This is a genomic window from Allomuricauda sp. F6463D (assembly GCF_023015965.1).
Lineage (GTDB): Bacteria > Bacteroidota > Bacteroidia > Flavobacteriales > Flavobacteriaceae > Flagellimonas.
In genome coordinates this window covers 1,224,760-1,243,096 of sequence record NZ_JALKAN010000001.1, presented here as the reverse complement: position 1 = coordinate 1,243,096, position 18,337 = coordinate 1,224,760, and the positions used below count along the sequence as shown (strand labels likewise).

Here is an 18,337-nt window from a genome sequence, read left to right as displayed (position 1 = left end):
CGGTCTCAGCAATGAGTAATAGTATGGTTTAGAGGTTAACTTTGGAAATACGCACCAAATATTTTCAGAAGTCTTCGGGAAAAAGCGGTTTCAACTAGCCAATTCTGGCAATGGTTTTTATTCATTTTTCCACTTATCATAAATTTTAATGGTATTTCTGTATCTTGAACTAACTCCAAAGTTTTCTTTATATGAATCAACCGCATCAAAAATAGTATCTCGATACTCAGTTCTCCAATCTCTGTCAGATAGGTAGTCGTGTAAAATACAATACGAAAGTCGGTCGAGAGAATTCAAATAATTTTCTTTTGCGACATCGATTTTGTCTCTGTAAATTTCCAAAAGTTCTTTACTCAATTTTTTCTTTGAGTTTTCCACTTCAAGACTGTATTCTCTTAATTCAAAGTTTGATTTGTCGAAATTTTCTTTCCGCTTGTTTAATTCGCTTTCTAGTTCAAGAACAGTCATTAAAGTGCTATTTTTTTGATTTTCTGATAGTCCTTTTAATTGTTTTTTGACTTGTTTAATTTGATGATAAGCAACCCACAAAACACCACCAGAAATTAGCATTGTCATAGAACTTGAAATAGCAGAAATCCAATCAGTTGTTGAATCCATTAATTTTTAAGTTTAGCCATAAGTTTTTGTAAAATTATTTGAGCTTTACCTGCATTCGAATTGGTCATTCTGTGGTCTTGAGTTTTTGGAACAAAATCAAAATCATTTCCACCCATTTTGAAATACATCATAATTTCAGTAGGTGAAACTCCCTGACTTTTCAAAATTGGTACTATTTCGTCCAAAATACCATCGACTTCGGATTCCGTTTTTGCGTACTTAAGTTTTTCTAAGTATTCTTTCATTTTTTCTTTTCTGTTCGGTTGTCAAATTGCGCCACATCGAGCTCGGCTATGATTAGTTGCGTGGGTTATGGATTAACTTTGCTAGTACACACCAAACTGAGAATCCGCGAGGATTTTCAGGAATAGACGAGAGCATGCAATTACTTATAGCCATCTTTGCTGGCGGAAGTTATTTTTTTAAAAACCCATTTAATTTTAGTACTTCGTCAGGGTTGTCTTTAAAAAGTAGGAACAAAAAGTAAAACTTTAAATTCGCTTCTAGTGATATTCCCCACGTTTTATTTTCTTCTATTTTTTCCAACCTTTTTATTGAGTCATCTTTATTAAATGATTCGACTTCCGCTGAAACTCCTCCGTGAACGTATGAAGATAGATTATTGTATTTTTCTAAAAAGTCAAATAGCATTGTATGAAGTATGCCTTCTTCTTTTGTTTGATTTTCTGAATTGAATAGATATTTGATTACGTTTCTTACGTTACTAAATTGAGATGCTTTTTTATGGATATTGTCAATTTCCACTTGAGTTAAATCAGTAAATTCTTCTCCATATTTTGATAAGTATCCATTTATATTTTCCGCTTTCAAATCATCTTTTATCTTGTCGAGTTGGAAATAATAGTTTTCTCGCTTAATAATTTCAGATTTTAGATATTCGTCATAATATGCTTCTCCGATTGAATCGTCTTTTTCTGTTGATGTTTTATAATAAGCATAATATCCAATAAGATAATGCTCCAATAATGTTCTCAATAATACTTGTGAAGAATAGAAATTCTTATCAGTTTTTTCTAGAATTTTTCTCAGCGATTCAATCTGTATAACTTTTGAGTAAAGACATAACATTGACTTAGGAAAAGAATGATTTTCAATTAGTGTTTCAATTCCGTTTACGTGTTTCTCAAAAACTTGATTAATAAATTTAAACCTATCTTTTATATCCATTTTTAAAATTACCGCCAACGGGATCGGCTATGGCCAATAGGGCAGTAAGGGTCCGTCTGCGACGTAGCCAAAGCGTTTAAATTTGATAATTTAGGCCCTATTTGTTATTGCCAATGTCAGCAATTGTATTTTCCCTTAATTTATTATTTAGTACCTGAAACATTTCGTCAAACTCCTTTATTATTCCCACTAATTTAATTGAATAAAAAACAGGTTTTTCCGACTTATCGTTGTATTTCAAATCCAACGCGAACAGAACAGGTTCAAAGCTACCTCTCAAGTTCATTGTTTGTCCATTCAGAAAAGAGTGTTTGTAAGCGTTGCTTACTTGGTTTAGTTTTTCAAGAAAATTTTTAAATGGACCATATTCCGCTAAATATTCAGTCTGGGTTTTTAAGTATTTTCCAATACAGTCAATTTTAATTTTTTTAGGGTACTTTCCATTAATCCGTTTGTAATTCAGCACGTATGACAAGCATATTAATTGGTCCGTACTTACTCGTAAATCATAGATAATTTGTTCAACTTTATGATAGTCATAACAATCGTCTAATTTTGGATAGACAATAGGGTTTTCATCGTAATAGTCAATATTTTTAAAGTCCTTATACAATTTTTCCAGTTCCAAATTGACCTTTGCTATACGTGTTAAGATTACGAAGTACTTGATCGTTAAATTCCCAAAATCTGAGTCCGGATCTAATACAATTATGTCGTCATTGTGCATTAACTGCCCTTTTGACTGAATTAATTTTATTTGCGGAATGTTCATTTAATATAATTGTTAACGGTCTAGTATAAGAATAGTAGCGGATTTTCAAGCACTAGCTTTTCAGTTAAACACAGACCTTTTTTATATTGACTTACTTTCGTTTTAGCGATTAAACCGCTATTATTTTTATACATTGTTAGCCACTGGCTTTACTTCTTTTTATCTTTTTTAGAAGTTTTCTTTAATGGTTTAATTTCATCAAGGGTGCTTTCAATTCCTTGCTCTTTAAATTCAGAGGAAAGTCCAATTTGTACAATATCCCTTTCCTTTCTCCAATAAATTACTGCTAAAAAGGCGATTGTGATTTGAACTTGTATTTCCGAATTATCTTTAAACTCTTTACTATCCCATTTTTCTTTTACCTTTTTATTCTCTGGATTACTTACATCTATTACCGAAGCATATATATTTAAATCTTCATTAAGTAATTTTAGTTGACTATCCGCTTTTTCCTGCTCTAGTATATCTCTGTGTTCGATACTAGGTAAATCCGTTTTATTTAGAACATAAATTATATCTTGTATTCGATATTCAGTTGATGGAATGTATTTTGTTCTTGCATCATATTCTTTCAAAATTTCTTTTAAACGATAACCTGCGTTTACAGCAACAATAACAACATCAGGATTTTCTCCAATTAATTTATTTAAACCTTCAAGGAAATTATCCTTATTTAGTAAATATCGTCTAGTTCTTGAAACTAAAAATGAATTTGGAATAAATCGCTTTATACTATTTTGTGCTACTTGACTTGCAAAAATTGAATCGTAGTTTAAATGAGGAATGTCATTATCTGTAAATGCAGATTTTGACATTAAAGTCTGCCCACCGGTGACGGTTAATTTTAACTCATCATCTTTTTCTTTATCATCTAGTTCAATGAAAATATTATTATAGCTTTCGAAAGCTTTTGAAATAATTTCGTTTGATTTATTCTCGAAATTTTCAATTTTATCTGGAGATAACTGTGCATTTAATTTTTCTTGACCAATCTTATCTTTTATTTTGTCTTTTAATGTTTTTGAGAAATTCTTGATTTCATCTGACTTTTCTGCAACGACTTCTGTATAACCTAAAACATTAATTAGCTCTTTATTTGATAATACATCATTAAGGCAATTTTCAAAGAATGATACAGTTGCCAACCAGTTGTTTAATTCAACGACATTATTGGGTAAATTTGGAAGTGCTGTAAAATCTTGGAAAGTATAATATTTATGTAGGGTCCACTGACGCAAAAACAAAACTGTTAAATAACTACATATCCAATAATTAACTTGTCTTCTATTACCTAAATTATCCAGTTCGGGAAAATAAAATTTGATGTCAATCGGTGTCTGAAGATTTTTAAACTCATTTCTAAATTCTTCAAACCACTCAAAAATTTCTGTCATTGTTTCGGGCAGAAGAACAAACTTTGGTGGTAATGATTGAGAATAATTTAATATGTATTTTAAGGTTTTATACTGGTTTCTATATATTAAAAGACCTCCTAAAGCGTAATGAAATTCAAGAAACGTTCTTCTCTGTTGTAATCGGTTTTGGACTTCTATTTTATTTTTGACCTCTCCAGATTCAAAATCGTAATCTTCTATAATTGGTCGTAATCTAAAATCTAGATACTGATGAGCATTTGACCAATACATTTTTACAAACTTCTCATTCTCGCAAATAACATACAGATTTCTCCAAAGCCAATTATATGTCTCTTCGGAAATTGGTATTTCTTCAAAATCTTCTCCAAGTAACCACCAACCACTAACAGCTCTATGTTCTATTGCAGGTAGTTTTAGGTTACTGCTATTTGCTAACTGTACATTCAGTTTATGTACCATTGAATATAAATCTGCTGGATAAATTAATGGTTTGGACTTATCGTGATTTTTTCGAATCGAAGAGAATTCACTATAGTAAAATTCAAGCAAAGTCTCTTGTAAATGCTCATCTTGCTTATCAATTGCGTAAAAAGTAAATTCATTGATTGTTTTTAGGAAGTATGGTTTGTCCGTAGATTCCTTTTTAAGTGATGTGTGTTTTTTAATTACATAGCTTAACAAAGAGGTTGGTTTACCATTGAAAAGGACGACCTTATTTAACCATTGGAAAAACAAAATGGTTAAGGTTGTGGTCAATGCAAAAACTAATAGTTTTGCGGAATTATTGATGAAAAAATTATCCCAACTAAAAGGTGGCTGAATTGGAAATATTAAAAATAGAAAAGAAATAATTGTTACATATAATGCTAATTGAAAGATTGATAATTCAATTCTTTTTTTTCCAAATTTTAAAATTACTGGTCGTTGAGGGATTTCTTTATTAAAAAGAACTGATAAATAGTTTGAATTGTATCTTTCTCCAATGTTTGATATTTTATCCACAATAATTGGATATGCAATACCCAAAATTGCAATATCAATTGCTATGCAAATTTCAACTATGTAATTTATTGTCATTCAGATTTTTTTTCAGCTTGTGGCTAACTAGCTTATATACTCAACTGTCTTGTATATATGCCACCAATTTGGTCATCTTATTCACAAGTTCTGCAATTGAATGCAAAGCATAGCTTTATTAGTATTCAATAAATTTTTTGGGGGATAATAGAATTTAAATGTAAGAATTTTCTAGAAAAAAAGAAGAGCTTGCTAAAGTAACCGAGTTATCAATCAAGTATCACATTAAAACTTTTAATCTCACTTTCATTAATTGAACAATAAAGCTTTGAAAAATCTCTAAGGTCGAATCCCATTGATTCTACGATTAGGATTAATGTGCCGGACCCAGGAGTAGATTTTGCATTAAAAGTATCGGAAACAGTACCTTTCCTTAGACCGGTAATAATTGCTATTTGATTGTAGCTCTGCGCAATATCGTCATCACTTTGAAGAAATTTTTTGCTGTTTTCAAGAAGTCTTCTTAAGCTAATAGCAATCTTTATTCTTATAAGCTTTTCTAACTCCTTTTTCATAGTCCCAAGTAACTATTTAGAAAACAATTTATCGGTACGTTTTGGCGTACCGATTATTTTTATATATTTGAGGTGATAACTGATAATACAATTCAGTTTATAGTAATTTTGCGATACTTCGTATAGACAATATTTGAAGCATTCGCTTAGATTCTCATAGTAGAAAACTGGTAATTTTATGCAGATGAGAGGATAAGTAGATTGCTCACGACCCGGGGCGTGGGCTTTCTTATCATCTGCAAGGTATACCAGTACCTCTACTATGGTAAGTTGAGTTCCGCGCCTTTTTTTTGGTATTGGTTCATTGTAACTTTCTTCTTAGCGCTTGATTCCTTTGTTTTTTTGAAGTGTCGCCTAACCATTTGGGTTATGGGAAACATTTGGCAACTTTTTTATGTTGGGTTCATTCTGTGTGATTCTCCTGTTTTTGGGACATCACACTCGGTGTTCGATATCCTTTTTAAAAAGAAGCCAAAGAATCCCGTATAATCCCAAGACTAGGGTTGTGGGATACCCGTTACACTGATCTTTCGGTTTACGATATCCTTTAGTCCCACAACTAACGACTACACTTTTTGGGTAACCGACCCTACACGAAATCACGGTCTTTTTTTGGTTTAGGAATCCATTTCCATGGGCTTTTTTCCCTTGGACAGGATGGCCTTTGTCCGAACCTTGATGCCCTTCTGGAAGTTACGGATTTCCCGTGGCTTTTTGGGTAGTGTAATTAATAACTAACAAAAAAATCAAACGAACTCAATTTATGCAACATTCAATAACAGGCATGCGCAGGGGATTCCTGCTCATGTTACTATATGTTTTTTTTATGCCCTTTATTTTTTTTCATGCGCAGGCGGGCACAGTCTTGGAACCACCACAGGCCACTGTTTCCGGCACCGTGACCGATACTTCTGGGAATCCCCTGGCCGGGGTGAACCTTGTGGTGGAATCCAAGAATATTGGAACTATCTCAGATTTTGATGGTTCTTTTTCTATCAATGCGGGTCCTACCGATGTGCTCATCTTTTCCATGGTGGGCTTTAAATCCCTCACTGTTCCCATTGCTGGTCGAGAGGAAGTTATCGTTCAATTGGAGGAGGATGTAACCGTTTTGGGGGAAGTCGTGCTCAATGCGGGTTATTACTCCGTGTCCGAGCGCGAACGTACGGGAAACATCGCCACCATCAAGGCCGATGTGATGGAAAAACAACCCGTGGCCAATCCCCTGGCAGCCATGCAGGGACATCTGTCCGGAGTGAACATTGTACAGTCCACAGGGGTTCCGGGAGGTGGTTTTTCCATTGAGGTGCGCGGACAAAACTTTATCAACGGGGTGACAGACCCTTTATACATTGTGGATGGGGTGCCCTACGGATCCCAATCCTTGGGTTCCGAAGATATATCCAGGGATATCGTGAACAGCGATATCAGCCCCCTGAATGCCATCAATCCCAATGACATTGAGAGCATTGAAGTCCTTAAGGATGCCGATGCCACTGCCATATATGGTTCAAGAGGGGCCAATGGTGTGGTGCTGATCACCACTAAAAAGGGGAGGGCAGGTAAAACACGGTTCGATGCCCACCTGAGTACTTCCCTTGGCCAGGTTTCCCAATTTATGGATCTGATGGACACCCAGCAATATCTGGAGGTGAGAAGGGAAGGGGTCAGCAATGATGGACTTGATGGTTTTTTGGGCGTGCCCGCCTATGACTTTTATTGGCCGGATATTACCCTATGGGACCAAGATCGATATACCGATTGGCAAAGGGAACTTATAGGGGGAACGGCGTATCGGAACAATGCCCAACTTTCGGTTTCCGGGGGAAGTGAACGTACCCAGTTTTTGGTCAGTGGTGCCTTTTTGAAAGAAACGACAGTCTTTCCTGGGGATGCCAATTATAAAAGGGCCAATGTGCATAGCAATATCAACCACCGATCGGACAATGACCGGTTCCGGTTGAACCTTTCCACCAGTTATAGCCAAGAGGATAATCTATTGCCACGGTCGGACCTAAGCTTTCAAGCGTATACACTGGCGCCGAATGCACCTGCACTATTTGACGAGGATGGTAATCTCAATTGGGAAAACAATACATGGGACAACCCTTTGGCAGCCCTTGAAGAGAAATTTGGGGTCAAGACCAGAACTGTTCTGGCAAATGCCCTGATCTCGTATGAGCTTGTGAAGGATTTGGAAGTAAGGGCGAGCATGGGCTATACGGATTATAGTTTGGATTCGTACCGGACCCTGCCGAGTTCGGCAAGAAACCCAAGGTTCAACTTTACCCCACAAAGCTATTCCAGCCTGACCACAAATAGTTCCAAGCGGAATTCATGGATCATTGAACCCCAGTTGCAATGGAAAACGGATTGGAAAATGCTTTCCATGGATGTACTCTTGGGGACCACTTTCCAACAGGAAACTACCGAGCAACTGGTGATGCGGGGTACGGGCTTTCCCAACAATTCACTGATCTTTAACCTGACAGCTGCCGATCGTGTGGAGGTCCGCAACAGTGCCGACAGCGATTATAAGTATAATGCGGTGTTCGGGAGGGTCAACCTTAAACTTTTGGACAGGTATATCCTTAACCTGACAGGAAGGAGGGATGGGTCTTCCCGCTTTGGTCCGGGCAAACAGTTCGGGAATTTCGGTGCTGTTGGATTGGCATGGATCTTTTCCGAAGAGGCCCTCCTTTCTGATAGTTCCGTACTGAGTTTTGGAAAACTCCGAGGCAGTTATGGTACCACAGGGAGTGATAATATCGGGGATTACCGGTTCTTGGATACCTATACGGTCACAGGTTCCGATTATGACGGGGTCGCCATTCTGAGTCCTTCGGGCATTTTTAATCCCTTGTTCGGATGGGAGGTCAACAAAAAACTGGAGGCAGGGCTTGAACTTGGGTTTTTTAGGGACCGTGTATTTGTAAATGCATCATGGTACAGGAACCGTTCCTCCAATCAACTGGTGGGGGTGCCCTTGGCGGCCACGACCGGGTTTTCCGAGCTTACCGGTAATTTCGATGCCACGGTGGAGAACTCCGGTATTGAGTTGGATTTTCGTTCAGCCAATCTAAGTACGGAAACCTTTAAATGGTCCACGACTTTTAATATATCGGTTCCCAAGAGTAAACTTGTGCGCTATGATGGTTTGGAAACTTCCACTTTTGCCAATCGCTATGTCATAGGTGAACCTTTATCCATTGTAAAGCTGTACAGATCCCTTGGGGTCGATCCCGAAACTGGACAATACGTGATCGAGGACTATAACGGGGATGGGAACATCAGTAGCAGTGGGGATCTTCAATGGATTGAGGATCTGGCACCCAAATTTTATGGGGGTCTCGGGAATACCCTCAACTGGGGTAACCTGACCTTTGATGTTTTCCTACAGTTCAAAAAGCAAAAGGGTTATAATACCCTCCGGGACAACGCGGTTCCCGGGTTTAGGAGAAATGCCGGTGTCGAACTCTACCGCGATAGATGGCGGGAACCGGGTGATATGAACAACTATCAAGTCGCCTCGTCGGGATTGATTGCCGGCTCCAACAATGGAGACCTTCAGCGAAGGAGCAGTGCCGCCGTGTCGGATGCCTCCTTTATCAGGGTGCGCAATATTTCCTTGAACTACAAAGTGCCCCATCTGGAAAATGGTCTGGATGTCAATGTGTACCTGCAAGGGCAGAACCTCTTGACCTTTACCAAATACAAGGGGCCCGATCCGGAACAGACACTCAACAACCGATTGCCACCACTGAGACAACTGACCTTGGGGCTAAAAGTAGGGTTCTAACCATCTAAAAAAAAGTATCATGAAAACAATAACGAAGTATTTAATAATGAAATGGAACTCCTTGTCTGGGAAAAGGTGTCTATTGATAATACCCTTAATAGGAATTATGGGCTGTACGGCATTTGTGGAAGTCGACCCTCCAAAGAACATCATGGTCTCCGAGACCGTATTCAATGATCCATCTACGGTGGAATCCGCCATGGCCGACCTGTATTTTACCATGCGGGAATCTGGAATGGTCTCCGGCAACTATGGGTTTACCACTAGATTGGCCATATACAGTGATGAACTGGACTACTATGGCTTCAATCCCCAATTGTTGGAATTCTACCAGAACCGGGTGCTGCCACCCAATACCGAGGTTTTGGCTTGGTGGAGTGAAGCCTATAAGGTCATTTACGGGGCCAATGCCATTGTCGAAGGGATTGAAGGGGCCACCGATTTGGAAGAGAGTGAGCAAGACAGGTTTATGGGACAGGCACTTTTTGTCCGCGCCTTCATGCACAGTCTTTTGGTATCCGTTTTTGGGGATGTTCCCTATATCACAACCACAGACTATGCCTTTAACAATCAAGTCTCACGGATGTCCGAAGACTTAGTTTATGAAGGGATTATTTCAGATCTGGTGCGGGCTGTGGGACTTATGGAAAACAGTACCATCGAGAATGAAGAACGGTTGGTTCCGGACCGAAATGTGGCCAAGGCTTTGTTGGCACGGGTATACCTCTATACGGACCAATGGGACTTGGCCGAGGCCGAGGCAACCGATGTCATTGGGAACTTTGGTTTGGAGGATGAACTGGGAATGGTGTTCCTAAAGGAATCAATGGAAACGATTTGGCAACTGCAGCATGGAGAATTTCCGGGGAATACCCAAGAGGCCAGTCAATTGATCATCCCATTTGTACCTGGCCAGTCTTTTGCCTTGACCGATGGGCTCCTTTCCGCTTTTGAGGATGGTGATGGTCGAAGGTCGGCATGGATCGATAGCATCTCCAATGAAGAGCAGACCATCACGTTGTACTATCCCTATAAGTACAAGGCACGGTTTGATGTGACGGAGTCCCTTGAATATTCCATCCATTTTCGATTGGCGGAACAATATCTGATCCGATCAGAAGCAAGGACACGTATAGGAAATTTGATCGGTGCCAGTGAAGACCTTAATATGATTCGAAATAGGGCAGGGCTTGCCAATACCACGGCCAATTCGGAAAGTGAACTTTTGGAAGCCATTCTTGCCGAACGTAGGGTGGAACTGTTCACCGAACAGGGACATCGTTGGTTCGATCTAAGGCGAACGGGTAGGGCCACAGCGGTTTTGGGGATGTTCAAACCGGATTGGGAGGACACGGATGTACTTTTTCCGATACCTGAGATCGAATTGGAGGCCAATCCCAATCTATTGCCACAAAACCAAGGATATTGATCCGGTGGGCACTCTCTGGAAACAAGTCTGGAAATGTTCAGTACTGTGGTAGGGGAGTGCCTGTCCTTAAAAACCGAAAAACAATGAAATATTTTTTATGGATGGGGTTGTTCTTGACTGTTCCCTTTTTTGGAATGGCCCAAAATCCGATTGGAGGGACCGAGTTTAGGGAAGTCCCATCAACAACACAGACTTTTTTGAACCCATCCCTAGTGGAAGGTCAGCTTTTTATGGACCTCTCCAAATCTTACATGGGGCAACCCATGCTTCTTACCAGAATCGGTCGATTACATAGATATGAAACCAAACAGGTGGTGTTCAGGAAATATGGTAACCAGATTTATTTGGAGGAACCTAGGATTTGGTCGGAGGCAGGTATTTGGTTGCCTGTGGGAAATGATCCGGATGTGGAATCGAACATATTGGGTGTTTTTGATATCATGGAAGAAAACGAAGATAGGTTCCGTATCAATATCACAGATATCCTATTTGATGGATCCCTGGGATGGGAAACGCTATCCAATACACCCAATGTACCAAAATTGACCAGAGTTGTCGGCACCAAGGTGATGGGGGATGAGGTAGTGGTCAAGGTACATCTGGGCCAACAAAAGAAAAACGTCAAAATCATACAGCCGGTTTATTATAGCCTTATGAAGCTGTCAAGTCCCATGGATCCCAGACGGTTTGATTATCGAATGAGTTTTTTGATCGAGGGTATGCCCAACCACCGCGATCGTACCAAAAATGATATGGGAAGTATTGTCCGTTGGCGTTTGGAAAAAAAATATAAGGATAGGCAGACCAGTGTTCCCATCCGTCCCATCACCTTTATCATGTCCCCTGACATCCCGAAGCAATGGAGGACTTATGTCAAAGCCGGTATCTTGGAATGGCTGCCCGCTTTCGAGTCGGCAGGTTTTAAAGATGCCATCGTTGTGCATGAGGTCGATTCCTTGGATGAGTGGTCGAGCCATGGTCTGGGAACTTCAGTAGTTCGATGGTTCAGGAATGGGAATATCAGGGAGTTCGGGGAAAAAAGAAGCGGTTCGACCGTGACCTTGGTGGTGGACCAAAGGTCGGGAGAGATCATAAAATCCGATATTCTGTTGGGTTCTTCCTATGAACATCTGATGGATGCATACTTTATCCGATGCGCGGCCTTGGATGAGCGTGCCCAAACCTATCCCTTTCCCGATGAACTCATGGGGGAATTGATACAATCCTTGGTGGCCCATGAAACAGGTCATGCTTTTGGGATTACTGACAATAGCTATGGGGAATATCGGTACCCCGTTGTTAAAATGGGTGATGTACAATGGCTTCAAACGATGGGCCATACCCCGAGTATTATGAATTATGCCCGTCATAACAATATGGCACAACCCGAAGATAGTATTCCCCCTTCCCTTTTGATACAAAGAGTGGGTCCAACGGATGGATACTATATCCGATGGGGATATCAGGAGTTTCCTGAGGGTTGGTCGGCTGAAAAAAAAAACGATAGTCTGGAACGCCTCATTCGATTGCAGGATACCATTCCTTGGTATCGCTATACGAACGATCAGGGTGAATTCATCGGTCCGACCGCAACGGATGAGGTCGTCGAAACGGATGATCCTGTCAAAGGCGCCAAATTGGCCATGAAAAATCTGGAGAGGGCCATGGCGCTCTTGCCTAAACTGAACCAGGGCCAAAAGGACAATGCACGTATGGAACGTATCCATAGGGAGGCCATTGAACTTTGGTATTTCACTATGAGGCATGTCTTTTCGCTGGTAGGTGGATTTGAGGTATTCTATAAATCGATGGATCAACCCGGGAAAATGTATGATCCCATTCCCTTGGAAACCCAACGGGAGGCCATGGATTTTTTGGTCGATCAGATTGTTGAACCCCCAGAGTGGTTGGCCCGACCAACGTTCAATACCTATTCACGGTTTACGACCTTTCCGGATGAGCTATTTACATACCAACAGTTATTGTTACAGGAGATGTTGAAGCCGAAATTCATGAAACGTTTGCAATATATGGAGACCATCCATGGCTTCAAAGGGGTTATGAATACCTATTTTGTACAACTGCAAAGGGGACTTTTTAGTGAATTGAATGGGAAGGGTGGGTTTGTGGAGCCTAGAAAACAAGGGTTGCAGGCAGCCTATATCGATTCGTTGGTAAAGATTGTTTTGGAAGAAGGTACAGATGTGAAACGCAATCTTGATGTATTTGCCCAAACCGATTATGCCAAAGGCATGATGATGGGACAACTCATACAATTAAAAATACAGATGGATGAAAAGTTGCGGCAGGAAAGGCATCTGGAGCAGAATGGTCATTGGACCCTATGCCTTGCCAAGTTGGAAAAGGTATTTCTGATGGATCCTAATTGACCTTTCTTTTTTTATAGTAGATCATTTTTTTTGAATTAGTGATGAAGTCGTCTGGAAAGCAATTTCTGGGCGGCTTTTTTTATAGGAAGGAGATAGCAACCTTAAGGGGTCAACCAAGCTTTTTGGCGCCTCTTTGAAATAATGATTTGTGGCCAGGCCTATAGTGAGTAAGATCTCTGGTGTACCCTAAGGAATGCAATAAATTATGTTGACTTGGAGTTCAGGATGTTATTTTGCATCAACGGGTTATTGTTCATTTAAAAAGACCCAAAGATCATTTGTGTCGACATGTGGTGTTGCATCGGACAGGGCAATTATTTGACTTTAACGGTTTTTCATATAATAATGAGGCTGTCCTTTTGGACAGCCTCATCTTGACTAACGCATTATGGTGTTTAATCCCATGTACGCTTAGGGTCTGTCAACCCACTGTCATTGAACACCTGATCGAGTCCCTCATAACAGTACCCCTCACCAAGATTGGGACAATCTGTTTGAATTTCAGCATACCCGGATTGGGTAGCGATATAGCCCACATAAGGAAGATTGCTTTCCTCTGTGGCAAAGGCTAGGCCAACCGCCAAAAGGATGGCGAAGGCAGGTAAAACAAGTTTTAAAAAATTAGATTTCATAATACTTAATATTAAAGTTAATGCCTACTCTTTTCTAGGTTTTCGGCTTCCCCTACTGTACAGATTTTTGGGTTGCTTGGATGTTGTATTGTTTCTTCGACCAAATAATCCCTAACAGGGCAAGGACCATAAAGGAGATATTCAATAGTATGTGGTCCTTCCATCCGAGGGCCGAAATGACCCCGCCGCAGGAGCAAGGGATGGAATCACTGTATTTTAGGACTACAATGATATAGGTAGTGAATGAACCCAATAAGACCAAGCTGGCATATAGGGCTAGGGTGCGGTATCTTGTGAACCACAATAGGCCTGCGATTACCAACTCCAGAAAGGGCACGGCCCATGAGATCAAAGAGGCATAGGATGAAATATAAGGCATCCGTTCCAGGCGCCATTGAAAGAGATCTAAATGGTTCAGTTTACTTACCGCTGTATACATGAATAGAATGGTCAGCAAAAGGCTGAACAGGGTAATAAGTTTGGAGTAGATTCCTTTGCGTGACATATCCTTTGATTTGATATGACAAAGTTCGGGAGTCTGATGTATCTCTAAGGGAGTATTTGTTATCTGAAACGGAGTAAATGTATGATTTTAAATATTTTACAACCTTAAATCCGTAGGGGACATTCCATATTTGTCCTTGAATGCCCTTGAAAAATGGGTCTTGCTCTTAAAGCCGGTCATTTGGATGATTTGCTTTATCGTTAAGGAGCTGTGCTGGATCAGGGTCCTTGCCATTCGAAGACGTTCCCTGATCAGAAATCTAAAAATGGTCGTACCATAGATTTGTTTGAAGCCATATTTCAGTTTGTACTCGTTGGTACCCTTCTGACGGGCAAGATCCTGCAAGGTGGGAAGGTCTTTGTCCAGATTGTTGATGATCATATCATGAACGTCCCTGATGATTTGGATGTCCTCTGGCGTCAACGTGACCTTATGCTCCTTGATGCCCTTGGTTACTTTGAGTTTATTTTTGGGCAGCCCCGTTTCAAAAGGCTCCCCCTTGGAAAAGAATACGGAGTTCAACAGGGTTTTTTGACCGCTCCCATCCAAGGCCTGGTACACCGATATTTGACAATCCTTGGCCAGCAAAAGACCATCGTTCGTAATGAATTCCAGGAACAATACCGTTTCAGACCGCTCCCGTTTCAAATGTTTTGCCATCTTCTTGTGCCACCTTTCCTGGGACCGTTCCGTCATGAATTCAGTGATATGTTTTCCGAAAAGATCCTTAGGGGGATAGGACAATAGGGAGCAGGTGCCGTTGGTGAGCAGTTCAATGTGACCATTCGCATCCAAGATCATGGATAGTTGGATGACACATTGTGGGGTGTTGTGCGCGTTTGCAAAACCTTGATGGATAAAGGCCGCCCCTATTTCCTCATTGACCATGTTCAGCATGACCACCAAAGAAGCAATATTGTCATTCTTGTCCATGGGTTCAATGCTATAGAAGAAATTGCCCTTGGCCATTTCCAAGAGCATCTTTTGTATCCGTTTTACCCTAAAGTCATCGCTGTTCGGCATCCTGTTTAATAGTATAGATTAGTTATCATCGGTTTCCTTAATGCTCAAGTAGGCCAGTGCCTCCGCTTTTTTGGTAAAGGATTGTGTAGGCACCTTCTGGGCATGGGTGTCCAGATAAATGGAGCTTATCATATCCGTAACCGGTGGATCGATCAAAAAGGCCAGTTTCTCAATCCAAAGGGAACCTTCCAAAGCCAAATAGTCCCTTGCGGCCTTATCGATATTCCGGACCTCCCGTATATCGCAGAGCACCGGCATCACTTTACCTTCTTGTAATTCCATACGATCTTTGACAATGAGTTGTGCTGCCTTAACATTGATACAAGGCACTTTCTTGTAAATGATATGTAAAAGATCATCGGTCAACAGATATATGGCATAGCGGTTTTCATGTGTTTTTTTCATCTCCGGAAAACTGGTTAGCGCAATCAATTTACAAAATTACTGCAATTGATTTTTTTACAGGAGAGCTATTGACTTTAATAAAAGGATTTTAGTTATCTGAAAAGGAGTATTTGTTATCTGAAAAGGATTAAATAGAATAAGTGTGCTTTATCAACTTACAAAATCCGTTTCTTTTTATCACAAATTAAATCAAATAAAATGGCCAAGATCAAACACCACAATTTTTTGAACACTGTACATGAGGTATTTACTGATGCCAAGAACGCCGGGGTATTACACCTCTATGCCGGGGGAGCATCCTTTTCGGGCAGGACCATTGAGGTAGAGGGGAAGGAACTGTACCATTTTGGGACCACGGGTTATTTAGGGCTGGAACAGGATTCCCGCTTAAAGGAGGCCGCCAAGGAGGCCATTGATAGGTATGGGACACAATTTCCGTTATCCAAATCCTATATCTCCAATCCGTTGTATGAGGAATTGGAAAACTCGATTTCCGAAATGTATGGGTATCCCATTGTTATTACCAAAAACAGTACCCTTGGGCACATAGGGGTCATCCCCAGTGCAGTGGATGATGAAGACGTGATCATTCTGGACCATCAGGTCCATTGGAGTGTCCAAAATGCGGCCAAGATGCTAAAGACTCGGAGTGTGCCCATCGAGATGATTCGACATAACCAATTGGATATGTTGGAGGACAAGATCAAAAAACACCAGCATTCCAAGGGACGGATTTGGTATATGGCCGATGGCATTTATTCCATGTATGGGGACTATGCCCCTGTCAAAGAATTGATGGGGTTGGCAAAGAAATATCCACAGTTACATTTTTATTTTGATGACGTACATGGTATGAGTTGGGTGGGAAGGAATGGTACCGGATATGTGTTGGACCAGTTGGGAGAATTGCCCGAAAATGTATTGCTGTTTGGTACCTTGAGCAAGACCTTCGGGGCCAGCGGGGCTGTTCTGGCCTGTTCCAATGCTTCGATGTACGATAAGATCAAGACCTTTGGTGGACCCTTGACCTTCTCTGCCCAATTGGAACCGGCTTCGGTAGCTGCCGCCATGGCCTCAGCAAAAATCCATCTATCCCCGGAGATTTATTGGTTACAACAAGAATTGAGGGAACGCATCGAATATTTCAATGATTGTCTTTCGATAACGGAACTTCCCTTGATCGATCGGAATGAATCCCCGGTGTTCTATATCGGGACCGGTATGCCCAAGACCGGGTACAATTTTGTGAACCGTTTGATGGGGGAGGGCTTCTTTGTCAATCTTGGTATCTTTCCTGCGGTACCTGTAAAGAATACAGGTGTACGGATTACGATTTCAAGGCATAACCAAAAAGAGGAAATCAAAGCATTGGTGGAGGCCATGGAATATCATTTTCCAAAGGCATTGGAAGATACCCAGACCGATGCCCAAAGGGTATTCCACGCCTTTAAAATGGAACCAAAGATCCTAAGTGGACCGAAAGTATCCTCCGAGCTTACCATTGAAGTATTCGATACCATTGATCAAGTTGAAAAGGAGGCATGGAACCAAAGTTTAGGTGGGCAAGGGGTCTATGATTGGAATGCCCTGAAGTTTTTGGAGGAAGTGTTTGATGGCAATCCTGGGAAAGAACATAATTGGTTGTTCCGATATGTGGTCATAAAGGATACTGATGGGATACCCATATTGATGACCTTCGTAACCCTTTCCCTTTGGAAGGATGATATGTTGGCACAAGCACAAATTTCTGCTGCCATTGAGGAGGAACGAAAAACCGATCCCTACCATTTGTCATCCATGGTCCTGTCCCTAGGTTGCCTGTTCACGGAGGGGGATCACCTCTATTGGAATACTTCCCATGCATTGGGCAAGGAGGCTAGGGACACCCTATTGGAAACCATGGAAAAACTGGAGCAGCAGTTTGGGGCCAAAATGACAGTCCTTCGGGACTTTGGAGAACATTCACCATGGAACGAACCGCTTTACGGTCAGGGATTTTTAAGGGTGCAGATGCCCAACTCCTGTTACGTTGTCTTGAACGGGGTGGATTCCATGGAAGATTATTTGCAAAGATTGTCCTCCAGAAACAGAAGACATTTTCGAAAGGACGTCCAACCCTATCTCGATAGGGCAAAGACCCTAGTTCTTCCCAAGCTATCCAAATCTGAACTTGAACAGGTCAAATCCTTATTTGGGGAAGTACAGTCCCGGAATTTGGGGCTCAATACCTATTCATTTCCGGACTCCCTGTTTGAAAAGATGAACGAAAACCATTTGTGGGAGTTTATTGTCCTTTTTTCATTGGACGAACCTGAAAAGATAGTGGGCGTGATGTTCTGTTATACCAATTTGAACCAGGTCTATGTCCCTGCTTTTGTAGGTATGGATTATGATGGTCTGGAAGAATTTGCCATTTATCGCCAGTTGCTCTATCGGACCATTGAACGGGCCATTGGATCGGGCGTTCCCAAAATCGATTTCGGGTTGACCGCAGCCTTTGAGAAACGGAAACTCGGTGCAACGGTAGAGAAAAAATATGCCTATCTCCAGACCAATGACAATTTCATTTTGGAATTGCTCGGAATCATGGAAGGCCAGCATTAATGGA

General features: G+C 40.9%; 14 protein-coding genes. 4 read left to right on the top strand and 10 right to left on the bottom strand.

The genetic code is table 11. The features are described 5' to 3' along the window. Window positions 1-117: 117 nt before the first annotated feature. From MWU56_RS05460 to MWU56_RS05435, 6 genes are all read right to left on the bottom strand, one after another. Complete coding sequence (locus MWU56_RS05460) at window positions 118-618, bottom strand: hypothetical protein (RefSeq protein WP_067036217.1); 501 nt, start codon at window positions 616-618, stop codon at window positions 118-120. Continuing rightward, window positions 618-863, bottom strand: a complete 246-nt coding sequence (locus tag MWU56_RS05455) for a hypothetical protein (RefSeq protein ID WP_067036219.1) — start codon at window positions 861-863, stop codon at window positions 618-620. The genes MWU56_RS05460 and MWU56_RS05455 overlap by 1 nt, the downstream gene beginning before the upstream one ends. 169 nt (window positions 864-1,032) lie before the next feature. Beyond that, complete coding sequence (locus tag MWU56_RS05450) at window positions 1,033-1,806, bottom strand: hypothetical protein (protein ID WP_247042867.1); 774 nt, start codon at window positions 1,804-1,806, stop codon at window positions 1,033-1,035. Between the two features lie 97 nt (window positions 1,807-1,903). Continuing rightward, a complete protein-coding gene (locus MWU56_RS05445; protein ID WP_247042866.1) occupies window positions 1,904-2,578 on the bottom strand; it encodes a hypothetical protein in 675 nt (224 codons plus the stop codon). 149 nt (window positions 2,579-2,727) lie between these two features. Beyond that, window positions 2,728-5,031, bottom strand: a complete 2,304-nt coding sequence (locus MWU56_RS05440; protein WP_247042865.1) for a hypothetical protein — start codon at window positions 5,029-5,031, stop codon at window positions 2,728-2,730. A gap of 209 nt (window positions 5,032-5,240) precedes the next feature. Next, window positions 5,241-5,546 carry a hypothetical protein gene (locus tag MWU56_RS05435; RefSeq protein ID WP_067029132.1) on the bottom strand — a complete coding sequence of 102 codons (306 nt, stop codon included), beginning with the start codon at window positions 5,544-5,546 and terminating at the stop codon, window positions 5,241-5,243. 763 nt (window positions 5,547-6,309) lie between these two features. Between MWU56_RS05435 and MWU56_RS05430 the strand changes: the two genes are divergently transcribed. The 3 genes from MWU56_RS05430 to MWU56_RS05420 all read left to right on the top strand — a co-directional run bounded on the left by MWU56_RS05430 (window position 6,310) and on the right by MWU56_RS05420 (window position 13,164). Then, window positions 6,310-9,345: a SusC/RagA family TonB-linked outer membrane protein gene (locus MWU56_RS05430; RefSeq protein ID WP_067029128.1), complete on the top strand. Its 3,036-nt coding sequence runs from the start codon at window positions 6,310-6,312 to the stop codon at window positions 9,343-9,345. A 19-nt stretch (window positions 9,346-9,364) separates the two neighbouring features. Further along, a complete protein-coding gene (locus MWU56_RS05425; RefSeq protein ID WP_083157927.1) occupies window positions 9,365-10,774 on the top strand; it encodes a RagB/SusD family nutrient uptake outer membrane protein in 1,410 nt (469 codons plus the stop codon). Between the two features lie 83 nt (window positions 10,775-10,857). Next, window positions 10,858-13,164 carry a zinc-dependent metalloprotease gene (locus MWU56_RS05420; protein WP_141673188.1) on the top strand — a complete coding sequence of 769 codons (2,307 nt, stop codon included), beginning with the start codon at window positions 10,858-10,860 and terminating at the stop codon, window positions 13,162-13,164. 395 nt (window positions 13,165-13,559) lie between these two features. On the opposite strand, the gene MWU56_RS05415 is transcribed toward MWU56_RS05420, so the two are convergent. The 4 genes from MWU56_RS05415 to MWU56_RS05400 form a co-directional block, all read right to left on the bottom strand. Further along, window positions 13,560-13,796, bottom strand: a complete 237-nt coding sequence (locus tag MWU56_RS05415) for a DUF6520 family protein (protein ID WP_067029123.1) — start codon at window positions 13,794-13,796, stop codon at window positions 13,560-13,562. 52 nt (window positions 13,797-13,848) lie between these two features. Then, a complete protein-coding gene (locus MWU56_RS05410) occupies window positions 13,849-14,301 on the bottom strand; it encodes a MauE/DoxX family redox-associated membrane protein (RefSeq protein ID WP_247042864.1) in 453 nt (150 codons plus the stop codon). A 96-nt stretch (window positions 14,302-14,397) separates the two neighbouring features. After that, window positions 14,398-15,324 (bottom strand): helix-turn-helix domain-containing protein, encoded by a 927-nt coding sequence (locus tag MWU56_RS05405; protein ID WP_247042862.1) that lies wholly within the window; start codon window positions 15,322-15,324, stop codon window positions 14,398-14,400. An 18-nt stretch (window positions 15,325-15,342) separates the two neighbouring features. After that, on the bottom strand, window positions 15,343-15,729 hold the full coding sequence (locus MWU56_RS05400; protein ID WP_247042860.1) for a hypothetical protein: 387 nt from the start codon (window positions 15,727-15,729) through the stop codon (window positions 15,343-15,345). A 198-nt stretch (window positions 15,730-15,927) separates the two neighbouring features. Between MWU56_RS05400 and MWU56_RS05395 the strand changes: the two genes are divergently transcribed. Next, entirely contained in the window at window positions 15,928-18,333 is a 2,406-nt protein-coding gene (locus tag MWU56_RS05395) for an aminotransferase class I/II-fold pyridoxal phosphate-dependent enzyme (protein ID WP_247042858.1), read from the top strand. The last annotated feature ends 4 nt before the right edge of the window (window positions 18,334-18,337 follow it).

Excerpts from the sequence above, each read along its gene's own strand:
- MWU56_RS05460 (WP_067036217.1), bottom strand. The coding sequence starts at position 618 with ATGGATTCAACAACTGATTGGATTTCTGCTATTTCAAGTTCTATGACA.
- MWU56_RS05455 (WP_067036219.1), bottom strand. The coding sequence starts at position 863 with ATGAAAGAATACTTAGAAAAACTTAAGTACGCAAAAACGGAATCCGAA.
- MWU56_RS05450 (WP_247042867.1), bottom strand. The coding sequence starts at position 1,806 with ATGGATATAAAAGATAGGTTTAAATTTATTAATCAAGTTTTTGAGAAA.
- MWU56_RS05445 (WP_247042866.1), bottom strand. The coding sequence starts at position 2,578 with ATGAACATTCCGCAAATAAAATTAATTCAGTCAAAAGGGCAGTTAATG.
- MWU56_RS05440 (WP_247042865.1), bottom strand. The coding sequence starts at position 5,031 with ATGACAATAAATTACATAGTTGAAATTTGCATAGCAATTGATATTGCA.
- MWU56_RS05435 (WP_067029132.1), bottom strand. The coding sequence starts at position 5,546 with ATGAAAAAGGAGTTAGAAAAGCTTATAAGAATAAAGATTGCTATTAGC.
- MWU56_RS05430 (WP_067029128.1), top strand. The coding sequence starts at position 6,310 with ATGCAACATTCAATAACAGGCATGCGCAGGGGATTCCTGCTCATGTTA.
- MWU56_RS05425 (WP_083157927.1), top strand. The coding sequence starts at position 9,365 with ATGAAAACAATAACGAAGTATTTAATAATGAAATGGAACTCCTTGTCT.
- MWU56_RS05420 (WP_141673188.1), top strand. The coding sequence starts at position 10,858 with ATGAAATATTTTTTATGGATGGGGTTGTTCTTGACTGTTCCCTTTTTT.
- MWU56_RS05415 (WP_067029123.1), bottom strand. The coding sequence starts at position 13,796 with ATGAAATCTAATTTTTTAAAACTTGTTTTACCTGCCTTCGCCATCCTT.
- MWU56_RS05410 (WP_247042864.1), bottom strand. The coding sequence starts at position 14,301 with ATGTCACGCAAAGGAATCTACTCCAAACTTATTACCCTGTTCAGCCTT.
- MWU56_RS05405 (WP_247042862.1), bottom strand. The coding sequence starts at position 15,324 with ATGCCGAACAGCGATGACTTTAGGGTAAAACGGATACAAAAGATGCTC.
- MWU56_RS05400 (WP_247042860.1), bottom strand. The coding sequence starts at position 15,729 with ATGAAAAAAACACATGAAAACCGCTATGCCATATATCTGTTGACCGAT.
- MWU56_RS05395 (WP_247042858.1), top strand. The coding sequence starts at position 15,928 with ATGGCCAAGATCAAACACCACAATTTTTTGAACACTGTACATGAGGTA.